The organism is Enterococcus sp. LJL128 (assembly GCF_056924295.1).
On the sequence record NZ_JBXPBP010000005.1, the window covers coordinates 184619 to 199088 of the forward strand.

Annotated in this window: 27 protein-coding genes; all 27 read left to right on the forward strand. The window is 40.4% G+C overall.

From position 1 onward, the window contains the following. The first annotated feature begins 12 nt into the window (after positions 1–12). A complete protein-coding gene (gene rpsS / locus AC1Z3K_RS08625) occupies positions 13–291 on the forward strand; it encodes a 30S ribosomal protein S19 (RefSeq protein ID WP_271493795.1) in 279 nt (92 codons plus the stop codon). Between the two features lie 23 nt (positions 292–314). Continuing rightward, positions 315–662 (forward strand): 50S ribosomal protein L22, encoded by a 348-nt coding sequence (rplV, locus tag AC1Z3K_RS08630; RefSeq protein ID WP_426082588.1) that lies wholly within the window; start codon positions 315–317, stop codon positions 660–662. Positions 663–808: 146 nt separating this feature from the next. After that, positions 809–1465 (forward strand): 30S ribosomal protein S3, encoded by a 657-nt coding sequence (gene rpsC / locus AC1Z3K_RS08635; protein ID WP_426082586.1) that lies wholly within the window; start codon positions 809–811, stop codon positions 1463–1465. A gap of 2 nt (positions 1466–1467) precedes the next feature. Beyond that, positions 1468–1902, forward strand: coding sequence for a 50S ribosomal protein L16 (gene rplP, locus AC1Z3K_RS08640; protein WP_289868718.1), 435 nt, complete (start codon positions 1468–1470; stop codon positions 1900–1902). After that, positions 1892–2080, forward strand: coding sequence for a 50S ribosomal protein L29 (gene rpmC / locus AC1Z3K_RS08645; protein WP_209557371.1), 189 nt, complete (start codon positions 1892–1894; stop codon positions 2078–2080). The genes rplP and rpmC overlap by 11 nt, the downstream gene beginning before the upstream one ends. 23 nt (positions 2081–2103) lie before the next feature. Next, entirely contained in the window at positions 2104–2370 is a 267-nt protein-coding gene (rpsQ, locus tag AC1Z3K_RS08650; protein ID WP_426082584.1) for a 30S ribosomal protein S17, read from the forward strand. 56 nt (positions 2371–2426) lie between these two features. After that, on the forward strand, positions 2427–2795 hold the full coding sequence (gene rplN / locus AC1Z3K_RS08655) for a 50S ribosomal protein L14 (protein WP_086349668.1): 369 nt from the start codon (positions 2427–2429) through the stop codon (positions 2793–2795). A 34-nt stretch (positions 2796–2829) separates the two neighbouring features. After that, positions 2830–3141, forward strand: coding sequence for a 50S ribosomal protein L24 (rplX, locus tag AC1Z3K_RS08660; protein ID WP_426082582.1), 312 nt, complete (start codon positions 2830–2832; stop codon positions 3139–3141). Positions 3142–3167: 26 nt separating this feature from the next. Then, positions 3168–3707 (forward strand): 50S ribosomal protein L5, encoded by a 540-nt coding sequence (gene rplE / locus AC1Z3K_RS08665; RefSeq protein ID WP_202058253.1) that lies wholly within the window; start codon positions 3168–3170, stop codon positions 3705–3707. 18 nt (positions 3708–3725) lie between these two features. Then, positions 3726–3911: a type Z 30S ribosomal protein S14 gene (locus AC1Z3K_RS08670; protein ID WP_002356214.1), complete on the forward strand. Its 186-nt coding sequence runs from the start codon at positions 3726–3728 to the stop codon at positions 3909–3911. A gap of 35 nt (positions 3912–3946) precedes the next feature. Then, positions 3947–4345 (forward strand): 30S ribosomal protein S8, encoded by a 399-nt coding sequence (gene rpsH, locus AC1Z3K_RS08675; RefSeq protein WP_426082579.1) that lies wholly within the window; start codon positions 3947–3949, stop codon positions 4343–4345. Positions 4346–4376: 31 nt separating this feature from the next. Further along, a complete protein-coding gene (rplF, locus tag AC1Z3K_RS08680; protein ID WP_426082578.1) occupies positions 4377–4913 on the forward strand; it encodes a 50S ribosomal protein L6 in 537 nt (178 codons plus the stop codon). Positions 4914–5027: 114 nt separating this feature from the next. Next, positions 5028–5384 carry a 50S ribosomal protein L18 gene (rplR, locus tag AC1Z3K_RS08685; RefSeq protein WP_426082576.1) on the forward strand — a complete coding sequence of 119 codons (357 nt, stop codon included), beginning with the start codon at positions 5028–5030 and terminating at the stop codon, positions 5382–5384. 20 nt (positions 5385–5404) lie between these two features. After that, on the forward strand, positions 5405–5905 hold the full coding sequence (gene rpsE, locus AC1Z3K_RS08690) for a 30S ribosomal protein S5 (RefSeq protein WP_426082574.1): 501 nt from the start codon (positions 5405–5407) through the stop codon (positions 5903–5905). Positions 5906–5919: 14 nt separating this feature from the next. Continuing rightward, the gene (rpmD, locus tag AC1Z3K_RS08695) at positions 5920–6099 is read left to right on the forward strand and encodes a 50S ribosomal protein L30 (protein ID WP_426082572.1); all 180 of its coding nucleotides are present in this window, start codon (positions 5920–5922) and stop codon (positions 6097–6099) included. Between the two features lie 44 nt (positions 6100–6143). Further along, positions 6144–6584, forward strand: a complete 441-nt coding sequence (gene rplO / locus AC1Z3K_RS08700) for a 50S ribosomal protein L15 (protein ID WP_426082570.1) — start codon at positions 6144–6146, stop codon at positions 6582–6584. Continuing rightward, positions 6584–7882: a preprotein translocase subunit SecY gene (secY, locus tag AC1Z3K_RS08705; RefSeq protein ID WP_426082568.1), complete on the forward strand. Its 1299-nt coding sequence runs from the start codon at positions 6584–6586 to the stop codon at positions 7880–7882. Before rplO ends, secY begins: the two co-directional genes overlap by 1 nt. An 85-nt stretch (positions 7883–7967) precedes the next feature. Then, positions 7968–8615 (forward strand): adenylate kinase, encoded by a 648-nt coding sequence (locus tag AC1Z3K_RS08710; RefSeq protein WP_426082567.1) that lies wholly within the window; start codon positions 7968–7970, stop codon positions 8613–8615. A 195-nt stretch (positions 8616–8810) separates the two neighbouring features. Then, positions 8811–9029 (forward strand): translation initiation factor IF-1, encoded by a 219-nt coding sequence (gene infA / locus AC1Z3K_RS08715; protein WP_013773088.1) that lies wholly within the window; start codon positions 8811–8813, stop codon positions 9027–9029. A 32-nt stretch (positions 9030–9061) separates the two neighbouring features. Continuing rightward, positions 9062–9178, forward strand: a complete 117-nt coding sequence (rpmJ, locus tag AC1Z3K_RS08720) for a 50S ribosomal protein L36 (protein ID WP_002288710.1) — start codon at positions 9062–9064, stop codon at positions 9176–9178. 18 nt (positions 9179–9196) lie between these two features. Next, entirely contained in the window at positions 9197–9562 is a 366-nt protein-coding gene (gene rpsM, locus AC1Z3K_RS08725) for a 30S ribosomal protein S13 (protein ID WP_426082564.1), read from the forward strand. A gap of 27 nt (positions 9563–9589) precedes the next feature. After that, positions 9590–9979 (forward strand): 30S ribosomal protein S11, encoded by a 390-nt coding sequence (rpsK, locus tag AC1Z3K_RS08730; RefSeq protein ID WP_426082562.1) that lies wholly within the window; start codon positions 9590–9592, stop codon positions 9977–9979. A gap of 80 nt (positions 9980–10059) precedes the next feature. Then, positions 10060–10998: a DNA-directed RNA polymerase subunit alpha gene (locus AC1Z3K_RS08735; RefSeq protein ID WP_426082561.1), complete on the forward strand. Its 939-nt coding sequence runs from the start codon at positions 10060–10062 to the stop codon at positions 10996–10998. Between the two features lie 140 nt (positions 10999–11138). Continuing rightward, positions 11139–11519 (forward strand): 50S ribosomal protein L17, encoded by a 381-nt coding sequence (gene rplQ, locus AC1Z3K_RS08740; protein ID WP_229441613.1) that lies wholly within the window; start codon positions 11139–11141, stop codon positions 11517–11519. A 462-nt stretch (positions 11520–11981) separates the two neighbouring features. Next, a complete protein-coding gene (locus AC1Z3K_RS08745) occupies positions 11982–12821 on the forward strand; it encodes an energy-coupling factor ABC transporter ATP-binding protein (RefSeq protein WP_461732486.1) in 840 nt (279 codons plus the stop codon). Further along, the gene (locus AC1Z3K_RS08750) at positions 12797–13660 is read left to right on the forward strand and encodes an energy-coupling factor ABC transporter ATP-binding protein (protein ID WP_426082559.1); all 864 of its coding nucleotides are present in this window, start codon (positions 12797–12799) and stop codon (positions 13658–13660) included. Before AC1Z3K_RS08745 ends, AC1Z3K_RS08750 begins: the two co-directional genes overlap by 25 nt. Beyond that, positions 13657–14454: an energy-coupling factor transporter transmembrane component T family protein gene (locus tag AC1Z3K_RS08755; RefSeq protein ID WP_426082558.1), complete on the forward strand. Its 798-nt coding sequence runs from the start codon at positions 13657–13659 to the stop codon at positions 14452–14454. Before AC1Z3K_RS08750 ends, AC1Z3K_RS08755 begins: the two co-directional genes overlap by 4 nt. Positions 14455–14470 lie beyond the last annotated feature (16 nt).

Consider the following 14470-nt stretch of genomic DNA (forward strand, 5'->3'; position numbering starts at 1 on the left):
AGGAGGTTCACCATGGGTCGTAGTTTGAAAAAAGGGCCTTTCGCTGATGATCATTTAATGAAGAAAGTCGAAGCTCAACAAGGCGCTGAAAAGAAAAAAGTAATTAAAACTTGGTCTCGCCGCTCTACAATTTTTCCACAATTTGTTGGATTTACAATTGCTGTATATGATGGACGTAAACACGTTCCAGTATACATTCAAGAAGATATGGTAGGACATAAATTAGGTGAATTTGCACCAACTAGAACTTATCGTGGGCATGCTGCCGATGATAAGAAAACTAGACGTTAATTTTGAGGGAGGGAAACATCAACATGGCAGAACAAATCACATCAGCTAAAGCAACTGCGAAAACAGTTCGCACTTCTCCTCGTAAAGCACGTTTAGTAATCGATCTTATCAGAGGAAAAAGCGTTGGGGATGCAATTTCAATTTTGAAATTCACACCAAACAAATCTGCTGGAATCATTGAAAAAGTTTTAATGTCAGCAGTTGCTAACGCAGAAAACAACTTTGACTTAGATGTTGAAAATCTTGTTGTATCTGAAGCTTTTGTTAACGAAGGACCAACTATGAAACGGTTCCGTCCGCGTGCTAAAGGTTCAGCATCACCAATCATGAAACGTACAAGTCATATTACAGTAGTAGTATCAGAAAAATAATCCTTAAAAGGATAAGAGGAGGAGCCTTGCACTGTACCACATCAGTTCTGCTTAACAGATGCTATGTGCTGCAACAATGGCTGCCGGACCTCAAAAAGAGCAGCTTGTTAAAAACAAGCCTCAAATGATAAGAGGAGGGACAACCAGTGGGTCAAAAAGTACATCCAATTGGAATGCGTGTAGGCATCATCCGCGACTGGGATGCAAAATGGTATGCTGAAAAAGAGTATGCTGAATTCTTACACGAAGATTTAAGAATCCGTAAATTCATCGCTAAAAAACTTGCTGATGCCGCTGTGTCTACAATTGAGATCGAGCGCGCTGCAAACCGTGTGAACATTTCAATCCACACAGCTAAACCGGGTATGGTTATCGGTAAAGGCGGATCTGAAGTTGAAAACCTTAGAAAAGAACTAAATAAACTAACTGGTAAAAGAGTTCACATCAACATCGTTGAAATCAAAAAACCAGATTTAGATGCTAAATTGGTCGGCGAAGGAATTGCACGTCAATTAGAAAACCGTGTAGCTTTCCGTCGTGCACAAAAACAAGCGATTCAACGCACAATGCGTTCAGGCGCTCAAGGAATCAAGACACAAGTATCCGGTCGTTTGAATGGTGCAGATATTGCTCGTTCAGAAGGATATTCAGAAGGAACTGTTCCTCTTCATACATTGCGTGCCGATATTGACTACGCATGGGAAGAAGCAGACACAACTTACGGAAAATTAGGAGTAAAAGTGTGGATCTATCGTGGAGAGATTCTTCCAGCGAAAAAAAACACTGAGAAAGGAGGGAAATAAGCATGTTAGTACCTAAACGTGTAAAACACCGTCGTGAGTTTAGAGGTAAAATGCGCGGTGAAGCAAAAGGCGGAAAAGAAGTCGTTTTTGGTGAATGGGGTCTTCAGGCAACTGAATCTCATTGGATCACAAACAGACAAATCGAAGCTGCCCGTATTGCCATGACTCGTTATATGAAACGTGGCGGGAAAGTATGGATCAAAATTTTCCCTCACAAATCATATACTAGTAAAGCTATTGGTGTTCGTATGGGTAAAGGTAAAGGTGCTCCTGAAGGATGGGTATCTCCAGTTAAACGTGGTAAAATCATGTTTGAGATTGCCGGCGTTCCTGAAGAAGTTGCTCGCGAAGCTCTGCGCCTTGCATCCCACAAACTGCCAGTAAAAACTAAGATCGTAAAACGTGAGGAAATGGGTGGTGAATCGAATGAAGGTTAAAGATATCAGAGAATTAACCACTGCCGAAATGCTTGACCAGGAAAAACAATTGAAAGAAGAATTGTTTAACCTTAGATTCCAACTAGCAACAGGACAATTAGAAAACACTGCACGTATTAAAGAAGTACGTCAATCGATTGCACGCATCAAAACAGTATTGCGTGAACAAGCTAACTAATAGTGGAAGGAGGCCAAACGCGTATGTCTGAAGAAAGAAATCAACGTAAGGTTTACCAGGGACGTGTAGTTTCTGACAAAATGGATAAAACAATCACAGTTGTCGTTGAAACAAAGAAAAACCACCCTATCTACGGTAAACGCATGAAATATTCTAAAAAGTACAAAGCACATGATGAAAACAACACTGCAAAAGTTGGAGACATCGTAAGAATCATGGAAACTCGTCCATTATCAGCTACAAAACGTTTCCGTTTACTAGAGGTAGTTGAAGAAGCAGTTGTTATCTAATAAAACGAGATTTTCCTATATAGATTGAGTATAAATCTGAAAGGAGGATACACATCGTGATCCAACAAGAAAGCCGATTAAGAGTTGCTGACAACTCAGGTGCGCGTGAAATTCTAACGATCAAAGTCCTTGGTGGTTCTGGTCGTAAAACTGCTAATATTGGTGACGTAATTGTTGCTACGGTTAAACAAGCAACGCCAGGTGGTGTTGTCAAAAAAGGTGAAGTAGTTAAAGCCGTTATCGTTCGTACAAAATCAGGAGCTCGTCGTCCAGACGGTTCTTACATTAAATTCGACGAAAATGCTGCGGTAATCATCCGTGATGATAAGAGCCCGCGCGGTACACGTATCTTCGGACCTGTTGCACGTGAATTACGTGAGAACAACTTCATGAAGATCGTTTCTCTTGCACCAGAAGTATTATAATCGAGACACTTATCAAAGGAGGTGCGAAACACTAATGTTTGTTAAAAAAGGCGATAAAGTAAAAGTTATCACTGGTAAAGATAAAAACAAGGAAGGCGTTGTTCTAGAAGCGTTTCCTAAAAAAGACAAAGTGATCGTTGATGGCATCAACATCATGAAAAAACACCAGAAACCTAGTCAAGATGCTCCTCAAGGAGGAATCTTGGAACAGCCGGCACCGATTCATGTTTCTAACGTGATGGTGATCGATCCTTCTAACGGAGAAGCTACTAAAGTTGGCTACAAAGAAGTAGACGGTAAAAAAGTACGTGTTTCTAAAAAAACAGGTGAAGTTTTAGATAAATAAACATTGAGGAAGGAGGGGCTTATTGAATGAACCGCCTGAAAGAAAAATATATTAAAGAAGTAACACCATCATTGATGGAAAAATTCAATTATAGTTCAATCATGCAAACACCAAAAGTTGAGAAAATTGTTATCAATATGGGTGTGGGTGATGCAGTATCAAATGCTAAGAACTTAGATAAAGCTGTTGAAGAATTAGCTTTAATCTCTGGTCAAAAGCCAATCATCACTAAAGCAAAAAAATCAATCGCTGGATTCCGTCTTCGTGAAGGAATGCCGATCGGTGCGAAAGTAACACTGCGCGGAGAAAGAATGTACGAATTCCTGGATAAACTGGTTTCAGTTTCTCTACCTCGTGTACGTGACTTCCACGGTATCAGTAAAAAAGCCTTTGACGGACGCGGTAACTACACTTTAGGTATTAAAGAACAATTAATCTTCCCAGAAGTGGATTATGATTTAGTAGATAAAGTACGTGGTATGGATATCGTTATCGTTACAACAGCAAACACAGACGAAGAATCTCGTGAGTTGTTGGGACAACTAGGCATGCCATTCCAAAAATAAAATAAGGAGGCGAACTACGTGGCTAAAAAATCAATGATTGCTAAAAACAAACGCCCTGCTAAACATTCAACACAGGCTTATACACGCTGCGAACGTTGCGGACGTCCACATTCAGTTTATCGTAAATTTCATCTTTGCCGTATTTGCTTCCGCGAACTTGCCTATAAAGGTCAAATTCCCGGCGTGAAGAAAGCTAGCTGGTAAACAAGTAAACTTGCATAAAGGAGGTAACTAGTTCAATGGTCATGACAGATCCAATTGCAGATTTTCTAACTCGCATTCGTAATGCGAACATGGTTAAACATGAGAGCTTAGAAGTACCTGCATCAAAAATCAAACGTGATATCGCAGAAATCCTGAAACGTGAAGGATTCGTTCGCGATGTAGAATATATTGAAGATGACAAGCAAGGCGTGATCCGTGTTTTCCTAAAATACGGTAAAGACGACGAGCGTGTTATCACTAACTTAAAACGTATCTCTAAACCAGGTTTACGTGCTTACGTAAAAGCTGACGAAGTACCAAAAGTACTGAACGGTTTAGGTATTGCGATCATCTCTACTTCAGAAGGTGTTGTTACTGATAAAGAAGCTAGAGCGAAAAACATCGGCGGCGAAGTAATCGCCTACGTATGGTAATTTTAAAGAATACACAAGGAGGTGTCTCTAAGTGAGCCGTATTGGTAATAAAGTAGTTGTTCTTCCTGCTGGCGTTGAAGTGAAGCAAGAAGGAAACAACGTCACTGTAAAAGGACCAAAAGGTGAATTAACTCGTGAGTTTTCAGCTGATATTAAAATGAATATCGAAGGAAACGAGGTAACATTCACTCGTCCAAATGACAGCAAAGAAATGAAAACAATCCACGGAACAACTCGTGCGAACTTCAACAACATGGTTGTTGGTGTAAGTGCCGGGTTTGAAAAAGCGTTGGAACTTATCGGGGTTGGGTACCGTGCGCAGGCACAGGGAAGCAAACTAACTTTAAACGTTGGTTACTCTCATCCCGTAGAAATGACAGCACCGGAAGGTGTAACATTTGACGTACCTTCAAATACACAAATCGTTGTAAAAGGTATCAATAAAGAAGTTGTAGGCGAATTAGCAGCGAACATCCGCGGCGTTCGTCCTCCAGAGCCTTACAAAGGCAAAGGTATCCGCTATGTTGGCGAATACGTACGCCGTAAAGAAGGTAAAACAGGTAAATAATAATAAAAGATGTGTAGGAAAATCGCTAAAGCTGATTTTCCACCTATCCTTTATTACTTTTCCTGAATGAGAACTGCTGATTCAGCAGTTTATCAAATCAAAGAGGTGACAATTGTGATTACAAAACCAGATAAAAACAAAACACGTCAGAAGAGACATCGTCGTGTGCGTAACAAAATCTCTGGTACTGCTGAGTGCCCACGCTTGAACGTTTTTCGCTCTAACAAAAACATCTACGCTCAAATTATTGATGACGTAGCGGGTGTAACGCTAGCAAGTGCCTCTGCCTTAGAGAAAGAAATTTCAGGTGAAACAAAAGTTGAGCAAGCTGCTGCAGTAGGTAAACTAGTTGCAGAACGTGCTGCTGAAAAAGGTATTAAAGTAGTAGTCTTTGACCGTGGTGGATACCTTTACCATGGCCGCGTGCAAGCTTTAGCAGAAGCTGCTCGTGAAAATGGACTAGAATTTTAGGAGAAGGAGGAACACCATTAATGGTTTACATCGATCCAAAACATTTGGAATTAGAAGACCGCGTTGTTGCAATCAACCGTGTAACAAAAGTTGTTAAAGGTGGACGTCGTCTACGTTTCGCAGCTTTAGTGGTTGTAGGTGATAAAAACGGTCATGTTGGCTTCGGTACTGGGAAAGCCCAAGAAGTACCAGAAGCAATTCGTAAAGCGATTGAAGATGCGAAGAAAAACTTAATTGAAGTTCCTATGGTTGGTTCTACCATCCCTCATGAAGTTATCGGAGTGTTCGGCGGCGGACGTATCCTGATGAAACCTGCAGTAGAAGGTTCTGGGGTTGCAGCGGGCGGACCAGTTCGTGCCGTATTGGAATTGGCTGGAGTAGCCGATATCACATCTAAATCACTAGGTTCAAACACACCAATCAACGTTGTTCGTGCAACAGTTGACGGGTTGACACAATTAAAACGCGTCGAAGAAGTGGCAGCACTTCGCGGCAAATCTGTAGAAGAAATCGTAGGATAAGGAGGACAAACATAATGGCTGAATTAAAAATTACTTTAAAACGCAGTGTTATCGGACGTCCTCAAAATCAACGTGATACAGTAAAAGCGTTGGGATTGAAAAAAATGAACAGTACAGTTGTTAAACCAGCTAATGAAGCTATCAAAGGCATGGTTAACACTATCTCTCATTTAGTGGACGTAGAAGAAGTTTAATTTTACTCAATTAATTAGATTGTTTAAGGAGGTGCCAAACCACAATGAAACTTCATGAATTAAAACCTGCTGAAGGTTCCCGTAAAGTACGTAACCGTGTTGGACGTGGTACTTCATCTGGTAATGGTAAAACATCAGGTCGTGGACAAAAAGGGCAAAAAGCTCGTTCAGGCGGTGGTGTACGTTTAGGATTTGAAGGGGGTCAAACTCCATTATTCCGTCGTTTACCAAAACGCGGTTTTACAAATATCAACCGTAAAGAATATGCAGTAATCAATTTAGATGTATTGAATCGATTCGAAGATGGAGCTGAAGTAACACCTGTTGTCTTGAAAGAAGCAGGGATCGTTAAGAGCGAAAAAGCTGGAATTAAAGTTCTTGCTAATGGTGAATTAACGAAGAAATTGACTGTTAAAGCAGCAAAATTCTCTAAAGCAGCACAAGAAGCGATTGAAGCTGCTGGTGGGTCTATCGAGGTGATCTAATGTTCAAACTATTGAAAGATGCTTTTAAAGTCAAAGACATTAGATCAAAAATATTCTTTACCATATTCATACTGGCTGTATTTCGTTTAGGTGCACATATTACAGTGCCTGGCGTAAATGCAAAAGGTTTACAAGAATTAAGCAGCTTACCATTTCTAAATATGCTGAATATCGTCAGTGGTAGTGCTATGCAGAACTTCTCCATCTTTGCGATGGGGGTTTCTCCATATATTACGGCGTCGATTATTGTTCAGCTGCTGCAAATGGACATCATACCAAAATTTGTTGAATGGTCGAAACAAGGGGAAGTCGGTCGTAAAAAGCTAAACCAGGTGACTCGTTATTTGACGATTGTCCTTGGAATTGCGCAATCAATCGGTCTAACCTATGGATTTAATACGCTAAGCCAGGTTGGTATAGTGAAAAATCCAACACCAGCAACATTTGTAATGATTGCAGTTATCTTAACTGCAGGCACGCTGTTTGTTACATGGATGGGGGAACAAATTACAGAAAAGGGTATTGGAAATGGTGTTTCAATGATTATCTTTGCCGGGATTATCTCAGGTGTACCTGGGTCCATCAAAGAGATTATTGAAGACTACTTCATCAATATTGACTCTTCTGAGCTTGTAAGTTCTATCATTTTTGTTGTCATTCTGGTTATTGCGATTTTAATCATTGTCACAGTTGTTACGTTTGTACAACAGGCAGAGAGAAAAATCCCAATTCAGTATACAAAACGTGTATCAGGAGCGCCAACCAGCAGCTATCTGCCATTAAAAGTAAATGCCGCCGGTGTTATTCCGGTAATCTTTGCCAGTTCCTTGATTTCGACGCCTAATGCAATTCTGCAGGGCTTCGCTTCAAATTATGCTGGTGAAACATGGTATGAAATTATGACAGAAATTTTCGACTACAACACGATTCCAGGTGCAACTATCTATACTGTGCTGATCGTCGCTTTTACATTCTTCTATGCGTTTGTTCAGGTAAATCCGGAGAAACTTGCGGAAAACCTGCAAAAACAGGGAAGCTATATTCCAAGTGTACGGCCAGGTAAAGGGACAGAAGATTATGTATCCGGACTCTTGATGAGATTAAGTGTTGTCGGCTCTATCTTTTTGGGTGTCATTGCATTGTTGCCTATCATTGCACAAATGCTTTGGAACCTGCCGCAATCAATCGGCTTAGGTGGAACCAGCTTACTGATTATCATCGGTGTTGCATTGGAAACAGCAAAACAATTAGAAGGTTTAATGTTGAAACGTCAATATGTTGGCTTTATCAATAAGTAGGAATCGTGTGTTGAGGATCTTCCTCAGCACCATTCTCACATATGGCTAGTTTTGTATTCAGCCTTTAAAATTAGGAGGAAAGCGAATGAACCTCATTTTAATGGGACTTCCCGGAGCAGGAAAAGGCACGCAGGCAGAAAGAATTATTGATGAATACGGGATTCCCCATATTTCAACAGGTGATATGTTTCGGGCTGCGATGAAAAATGAAACTGCTCTTGGACTTGAAGCAAAATCTTATATCGACAAAGGCGAGCTGGTTCCTGATGAAGTAACAAATGGAATCGTCAAAGAGCGCTTGGCAGAACCAGATACAGCAAAAGGATTTTTGCTGGACGGCTTTCCAAGAACGCTGGATCAGGCGGAAGCTCTGGACCAAATGCTTAAAGAGTTAAATAAAAAAATCGATGCCGTTATCGACATTCATGTAGAAGAAGATGTGTTGATTGAACGCTTGGCGGGACGCTTTATGTGTAAAAACTGCGGAGCAACTTATCACAAAATTTTCAATCCTCCAACAGTGGAAGGAACATGCGATCGCTGCGGCGGACATGAGTTCTATCAAAGAGAAGATGATAAGCCTGAAACGGTAAAAAATCGTTTGACAGTAAACATCAAAAGCAGTGCGCCGATTTTGGCCTACTATAAAGAAAAGAACTTGTTGCACACAATCGATGGAAATCGAGAAATCAACGATGTGTTCTCTGACGTGAAGACGATTATTGACGCATAGTTGCAAGCTGCACACAGTCCTTGATTTTGTTGAGCTTAGACTCTCTTGCTATATAGAATGTTTTATGGTAAAATGTATCAGTCCGACTTCTATGAAAATTTTCTTGGAAGTTTAATTGAAAATTCTAGGTGGGAGCTGCAGTTTCCACCGTTTTATCGTGTGAAAATGCGAAACAAGTACAAGGAGGTACTGTGCGTGGCAAAAGATGATATGATTGAAATCGAAGGTACAGTCGTCGAAACTTTGCCGAATGCAATGTTTAAAGTTGAATTAGAGAACGGGCATGAAGTATTGGCTCACGTTTCTGGTAAGATTCGTATGCATTACATCCGAATTTTACCCGGGGATAAAGTAACTGTCGAGTTATCGCCATATGATTTAACTCGCGGTCGTATAACCTATCGCTTTAAATAATTGTACTCCGTAAAATCTCAGGAGGTATTATCATGAAAGTAAGACCATCAGTAAAACCAATGTGTGAGCATTGTAAAGTAATTCGTCGTAAAGGGCGTGTTATGGTCATTTGCCCAGCAAATCCAAAACATAAACAGCGTCAAGGATAATAGGAGGTGTAACGAATAATGGCTCGTATTGCAGGAGTAGACATTCCTCGTGACAAACGCGTAGTAATTTCTCTTACTTATATTTTTGGTATTGGAAACACTACAGCGAAAAAAGTATTAGCTAATGCAGGCGTATCAGAAGAAATTCGCGTTCGTGACTTAACAAACGAACAAACAGATGCGATTCGTGCAGAAATTGATAAGTTAAAAGTTGAAGGGGATCTTCGTCGTGAAGTGAACTTGAACATCAAGCGTTTGATGGAAATCGGTTCTTACCGTGGAATCCGTCATCGTCGTGGATTACCAACTCGTGGACAAAACACGAAAAATAATGCACGTACTCGTAAAGGCCCAGCTCGTACTGTAGCAGGCAAGAAAAAATAATTCCTAAGTGAAGGAGGTTAGAACTTCATGGCAGCAAAGAAAGTTAGTCGTAAACGCCGTGTGAAAAAGAATGTAGAAGCAGGTATCGCGCATATCCATTCTACTTTCAATAATACAATTGTGATGATTACCGATACTCACGGAAATGCATTGGCATGGTCATCAGCAGGAGCTTTAGGCTTCAAAGGAAGCAAAAAATCAACTCCTTTTGCCGCTCAAATGGCTGCAGAATCTGCAACTAAAGTAGCACAAGAACATGGACTGAAAACTGTCGAAGTAACAGTTAAAGGACCTGGTTCTGGACGTGAAGCAGCAATCCGTTCATTACAAGCAACAGGTTTAGAAGTGACTGCAATTCGTGACGTTACACCAGTTCCTCATAATGGATGCCGCCCTCCAAAACGCCGTCGTGTTTAATGAGTGCTGCTCATTTTGAGTTTGAACCAAAAACGTCATTGAACAAGACACTTTTCGTTTTGAAAGGGGTATAGATAAGAATGATTGAATTTGAAAAACCAAGAATCGAAAAAATTGATGAAGATAGAGATTATGGCAAGTTCGTTGTAGAACCTCTGGAACGGGGTTATGGGACTACTTTAGGAAATTCTCTACGTCGTATTTTGTTGTCTTCATTACCAGGAGCTGCAATCACTAATATTCAAATCGATGGTGTATTACATGAATTCTCTACTATTAAAGGTGTAAGAGAAGACGTGACACAAATCATTCTGAATATCAAAGGATTAGCGTTAAAGCTTTATTCTGAAGAAGAAAAAACCCTTGAGATCGATATTACAGGACCTGCTGTAGTTACTGCCGGTGATATCATCGTTGACAGCGATGTTGAGATTCTAAATAAAGATTTAGTTATCTGTAGTGTTGCTGAAGGAGCTGCTTTTCATGCTCGCTTAACAGTAAAACCTGGTCGTGGCTATGTTCAAGCAGACGAAAATAAAAAAGAAGATATGCCGATTGGTGTTCTTCCAGTCGATTCTATCTACACACCAGTACGTCGTGTTAACTACCAAGTAGAAAGTGCACGTGTTGGTCGTCGTGATAATTTCGATAAGCTTACAATGGAAATATGGACAGATGGTTCAATCATTCCTCAGGAAGCTCTTAGTCTAGCCGCTAAGATCATGACTGAACATTTAGACATCTTTGTTAATCTAACCGATGAAGCTAAAAATGCTGAAATCATGGTTGAAAAAGAAGAAACACAGAAAGAAAAAATGCTGGAAATGACCATTGAAGAATTAGACTTGTCTGTTCGTTCATATAACTGTTTGAAACGTGCAGGAATTAATACTGTACAAGAGCTGACAAACAAATCTGAACCTGAAATGATTAAAGTACGTAATTTGGGTCGTAAATCTCTTGAAGAGGTTAAACTTAAATTGCATGATCTGGGTTTAGGCTTACGTAAAGACGATTAATACGTTTTACTAAGGATACTGGTTTGACTTTTTCCCAGAATTTAGTCGAGCTGTGTGCGTAGCTTGCAGGCTATCAACCGGATAGTAGCTGAAGCTGTATGTAGAATGTAGTTAAAAAGTAACGAAGGAGGGAAACCAACGTGGGTTATCGTAAATTAGGACGCACATCAAGCCAACGTAAAGCGATGTTGCGTGACTTAACAACTGACTTAATTATTAACGAACGTATCGTTACGACTGAAGCTCGTGCGAAAGAAGTTCGTTCTACAACAGAAAAAATGATTACTTTAGGTAAACGTGGAGATCTTCATGCACGTCGTCAAGCTGCTGCTTACGTACGTAATGAAGTTGCCAGCGTTCGTGAAGAAAATGAGGCTATTGTAGTTGAATCAGCTTTACAAAAACTATTCAATGACTTAGGACCTCGTTACGCTGAACGTCAAGGCGGATACACTCGTATCCTGAAAACAGAACCTAGACGCGGAGATGCTGCGCCAATGGTAATCTTGGAATTTGTTTAATAATCAAACTATACCGTCACTTTATAGATGATTCTTTTAGAGTGTTATGATGTTGGAGGCGACTCCGAGTCTAGCTCGCGCTCTATCCGCTGGGAATTCCCGGCGGATAGGCACTCATCATATAAGGTGTTTTTTTTTACCATAAAACAGATACATACATAGTTAATTTTTATTTATAAAACATAGCTGTCAAGACACTTGGCTGTTCCCATTAACTGGTAACTTTTGTTATAATAGTACCTAGGGTCTGCCTGAAAACTCTAGTGGTGAGTAGTTCGTGATTCTTATGGAACTTATCTTCATAAAGCTATCGCCATGGACCACATATGCTATGCTTTTCTAGACCTTCACTAAAATTTCTGGAAATCTAGTTTCCTCTATGGTTTTCAGACAGGCTCTAGTGTTAGAAAAATAGAATTAGTTGATTTTTCCAATGATACTAAAGAATCGGGAGCGTTTGTAATGGAATCAATCATTGAGCTTAAAAATATAAATTTCAACTACCAACCAGAAGATGCAGATCCTGCATTGAAAGATGTATCCTTTTCAATTAAAAAAGGAGAGTGGGTAGCAATTATCGGGCATAATGGTTCTGGAAAATCAACATTAGCTAAAACCATTAATGGGTTATTATTGCCGGCATCCGGTCAAATTTCAGTAGGCGGTAAAGAACTAAATGAAGAAAATGTCTGGGATATCCGCCGCATGGTTGGAATGGTTTTTCAAAACCCTGACAATCAGTTCGTTGGTTCTACTGTCGAGGATGATGTGGCCTTTGGCTTGGAAAATCAAGGAATACCTCGCGATGAAATGGTGATTAGAGTAACGGATGCGTTAAAAAAAGTACGGATGGATCATTTGGCAACTAGAGAGCCTGCAAGATTATCTGGCGGACAAAAACAGCGTGTGGCGATTGCTGGAGTTGTAGCATTACGGCCGGATATTATCATTTTAGATGAGGCTACGAGCATGTTGGATCCGGAAGGTCGCGAAGAAGTAATTTCAACCATTCAGGAAATCAAAGCAGAAAGTAATCTAACTGTGATTTCTATTACTCACGATATAGATGAAGCAGCAAATGCAAACCGTATCCTAGTAATGCGTCAGGGACAGTTGGTTGATGAGGGAACACCTGAAAAAATATTTTCGGCTGGGACTGAACTGATTGAAATGGGGCTTGATTTACCTTTCCCGGAAAAACTGAAAATTGCATTGAAGGAACGGGGTATTGATGTTCCACAAGAATATTTGACCGAAGAAAGGATGGTGGAATGGCTATGGACATCCGTTTTGAACAAGTAGATTTTACCTATCAGCCAAATACGCCATTCGAGCAGAGAGCATTATTTGATATCGACATGATGATTGAAGATGGCTCTTATTCTGCAATCGTTGGTCATACTGGAAGCGGCAAATCTACTTTGCTGCAGCATTTGAATGCATTGGTGAAACCGACGAAGGGAACCGTTCATATTGGTGACCGAGTGATTACGGCGGAAACAGATAATAAGAATTTGAAACCGATTCGTAAAAAGGTCGGGATTGTTTTTCAATTTCCAGAAGCACAGCTGTTTGAAGAAACAGTGGCAAAGGATATTGCGTTTGGACCAAGAAACTTCGGTGCAACAGAAGAAGAGGCCCGTAAGCTGGCGGAAAAGATGTTGAAGCTAGTAGGGTTAGACGAAAGCTATCTGGACCGCTCACCCTTTGAGCTTTCCGGCGGCCAAATGCGCCGTGTAGCAATTGCCGGAGTTTTAGCAATGGAGCCTGAGGTTCTAGTGCTGGATGAACCGACTGCAGGCTTAGATCCCAGAGGACGTAAAGATATGATGGAGATGTTCTGGCAGCTTCATCATGAAAAAGGAATGACAATTGTTTTAGTGACTCATTTGATGGATGATGCAGCGAACTATGCAGATCATATTTTTGTTCTTGAAAAAGGGAAAGTCGTGAAAACCGGTAAACCGTCAGAAGTGTTTCAGGATATTGAATGGCTGAAAGAGAAACAGTTAGGGGTTCCAACTGCTGCAGAGTTTGCTGAACAATTAGCAATTCGCGGGTTTTCAATCACTCAGCTGCCGCTTACAGCTGATGAATTGGCTGATCAGATTTTAAAAATGAAGGCTGGTGAATCAGTATGATGAATAAACTGATTTTTGGACGATATATTCCAGGAGATTCATTTATTCATAAAATGGATCCTCGGGCAAAGCTTCTCGCCAGCTTCTATTTTATTGCAATTATCTTTATGGCAAATAATTGGCAGACCTACAGCCTTTTAGCGGTATTCACACTGACAGCAGTCGTTGTTTCCAAAATTAATATTGGCTTCTTTATTAGAGGGATTCGTCCGCTTCTTTGGCTGATTCTGTTTACAGTCGCACTGCAGATGCTCTTTACGCAAGGAGGAACTGTTTACTTTCAATGGGGAATCTTTTCAGTAACTGAATTTGGTGTGGTTAATGGGTTATTCATTTTCTGCCGTTTTATTCTAATTATTTTTATGTCTACTTTACTGACTTTAACAACCCCGCCTTTAGCTTTATCAGATGCCATAGAGTATTTATTACGTCCGTTTAAAGTAGTTAAGCTGCCTGTACATGAAATTTCTTTGATGCTCTCTATTGCATTACGTTTTGTTCCCACATTGATGGATGAAACAGAGAAGATTATGAATGCACAGCGTGCGAGGGGTGTGGATTTTGGAGAGGGAAATCTGATTCAAAAAATGAAGGCAGTCATTCCTTTACTAATTCCGCTCTTTGTCAGCAGCTTTAACCGTGCAGAAGATTTAGCAACCGCAATGGAAGCTCGAGGCTACCAAGGCGGAGAAGGAAGAACAAAATATCGAATTCTTCACTGGCAGAAAGGTGATACAATAGTCATGCTCATTTTCGTACTGCTGACTGTTGCACTTATTTTTATCAGAAGCTAACTTATAGAAAAGGTGA

Excerpts from the sequence above, each read along its gene's own strand:
- rpsS (WP_271493795.1), top strand. The coding sequence starts at position 13 with ATGGGTCGTAGTTTGAAAAAAGGGCCTTTCGCTGATGATCATTTAATG.
- rplV (WP_426082588.1), top strand. The coding sequence starts at position 315 with ATGGCAGAACAAATCACATCAGCTAAAGCAACTGCGAAAACAGTTCGC.
- rplP (WP_289868718.1), top strand. The coding sequence starts at position 1,468 with ATGTTAGTACCTAAACGTGTAAAACACCGTCGTGAGTTTAGAGGTAAA.
- rpmC (WP_209557371.1), top strand. The coding sequence starts at position 1,892 with ATGAAGGTTAAAGATATCAGAGAATTAACCACTGCCGAAATGCTTGAC.
- rpsQ (WP_426082584.1), top strand. The coding sequence starts at position 2,104 with ATGTCTGAAGAAAGAAATCAACGTAAGGTTTACCAGGGACGTGTAGTT.
- rplX (WP_426082582.1), top strand. The coding sequence starts at position 2,830 with ATGTTTGTTAAAAAAGGCGATAAAGTAAAAGTTATCACTGGTAAAGAT.
- rplE (WP_202058253.1), top strand. The coding sequence starts at position 3,168 with ATGAACCGCCTGAAAGAAAAATATATTAAAGAAGTAACACCATCATTG.
- rpsH (WP_426082579.1), top strand. The coding sequence starts at position 3,947 with ATGGTCATGACAGATCCAATTGCAGATTTTCTAACTCGCATTCGTAAT.
- rpsE (WP_426082574.1), top strand. The coding sequence starts at position 5,405 with ATGGTTTACATCGATCCAAAACATTTGGAATTAGAAGACCGCGTTGTT.
- rpmD (WP_426082572.1), top strand. The coding sequence starts at position 5,920 with ATGGCTGAATTAAAAATTACTTTAAAACGCAGTGTTATCGGACGTCCT.
- rplO (WP_426082570.1), top strand. The coding sequence starts at position 6,144 with ATGAAACTTCATGAATTAAAACCTGCTGAAGGTTCCCGTAAAGTACGT.
- secY (WP_426082568.1), top strand. The coding sequence starts at position 6,584 with ATGTTCAAACTATTGAAAGATGCTTTTAAAGTCAAAGACATTAGATCA.
- AC1Z3K_RS08710 (WP_426082567.1), top strand. The coding sequence starts at position 7,968 with ATGAACCTCATTTTAATGGGACTTCCCGGAGCAGGAAAAGGCACGCAG.
- rpmJ (WP_002288710.1), top strand. The coding sequence starts at position 9,062 with ATGAAAGTAAGACCATCAGTAAAACCAATGTGTGAGCATTGTAAAGTA.
- rpsM (WP_426082564.1), top strand. The coding sequence starts at position 9,197 with ATGGCTCGTATTGCAGGAGTAGACATTCCTCGTGACAAACGCGTAGTA.
- rpsK (WP_426082562.1), top strand. The coding sequence starts at position 9,590 with ATGGCAGCAAAGAAAGTTAGTCGTAAACGCCGTGTGAAAAAGAATGTA.
- AC1Z3K_RS08735 (WP_426082561.1), top strand. The coding sequence starts at position 10,060 with ATGATTGAATTTGAAAAACCAAGAATCGAAAAAATTGATGAAGATAGA.
- AC1Z3K_RS08745 (WP_461732486.1), top strand. The coding sequence starts at position 11,982 with ATGGAATCAATCATTGAGCTTAAAAATATAAATTTCAACTACCAACCA.
- AC1Z3K_RS08750 (WP_426082559.1), top strand. The coding sequence starts at position 12,797 with ATGGACATCCGTTTTGAACAAGTAGATTTTACCTATCAGCCAAATACG.
- AC1Z3K_RS08755 (WP_426082558.1), top strand. The coding sequence starts at position 13,657 with ATGATGAATAAACTGATTTTTGGACGATATATTCCAGGAGATTCATTT.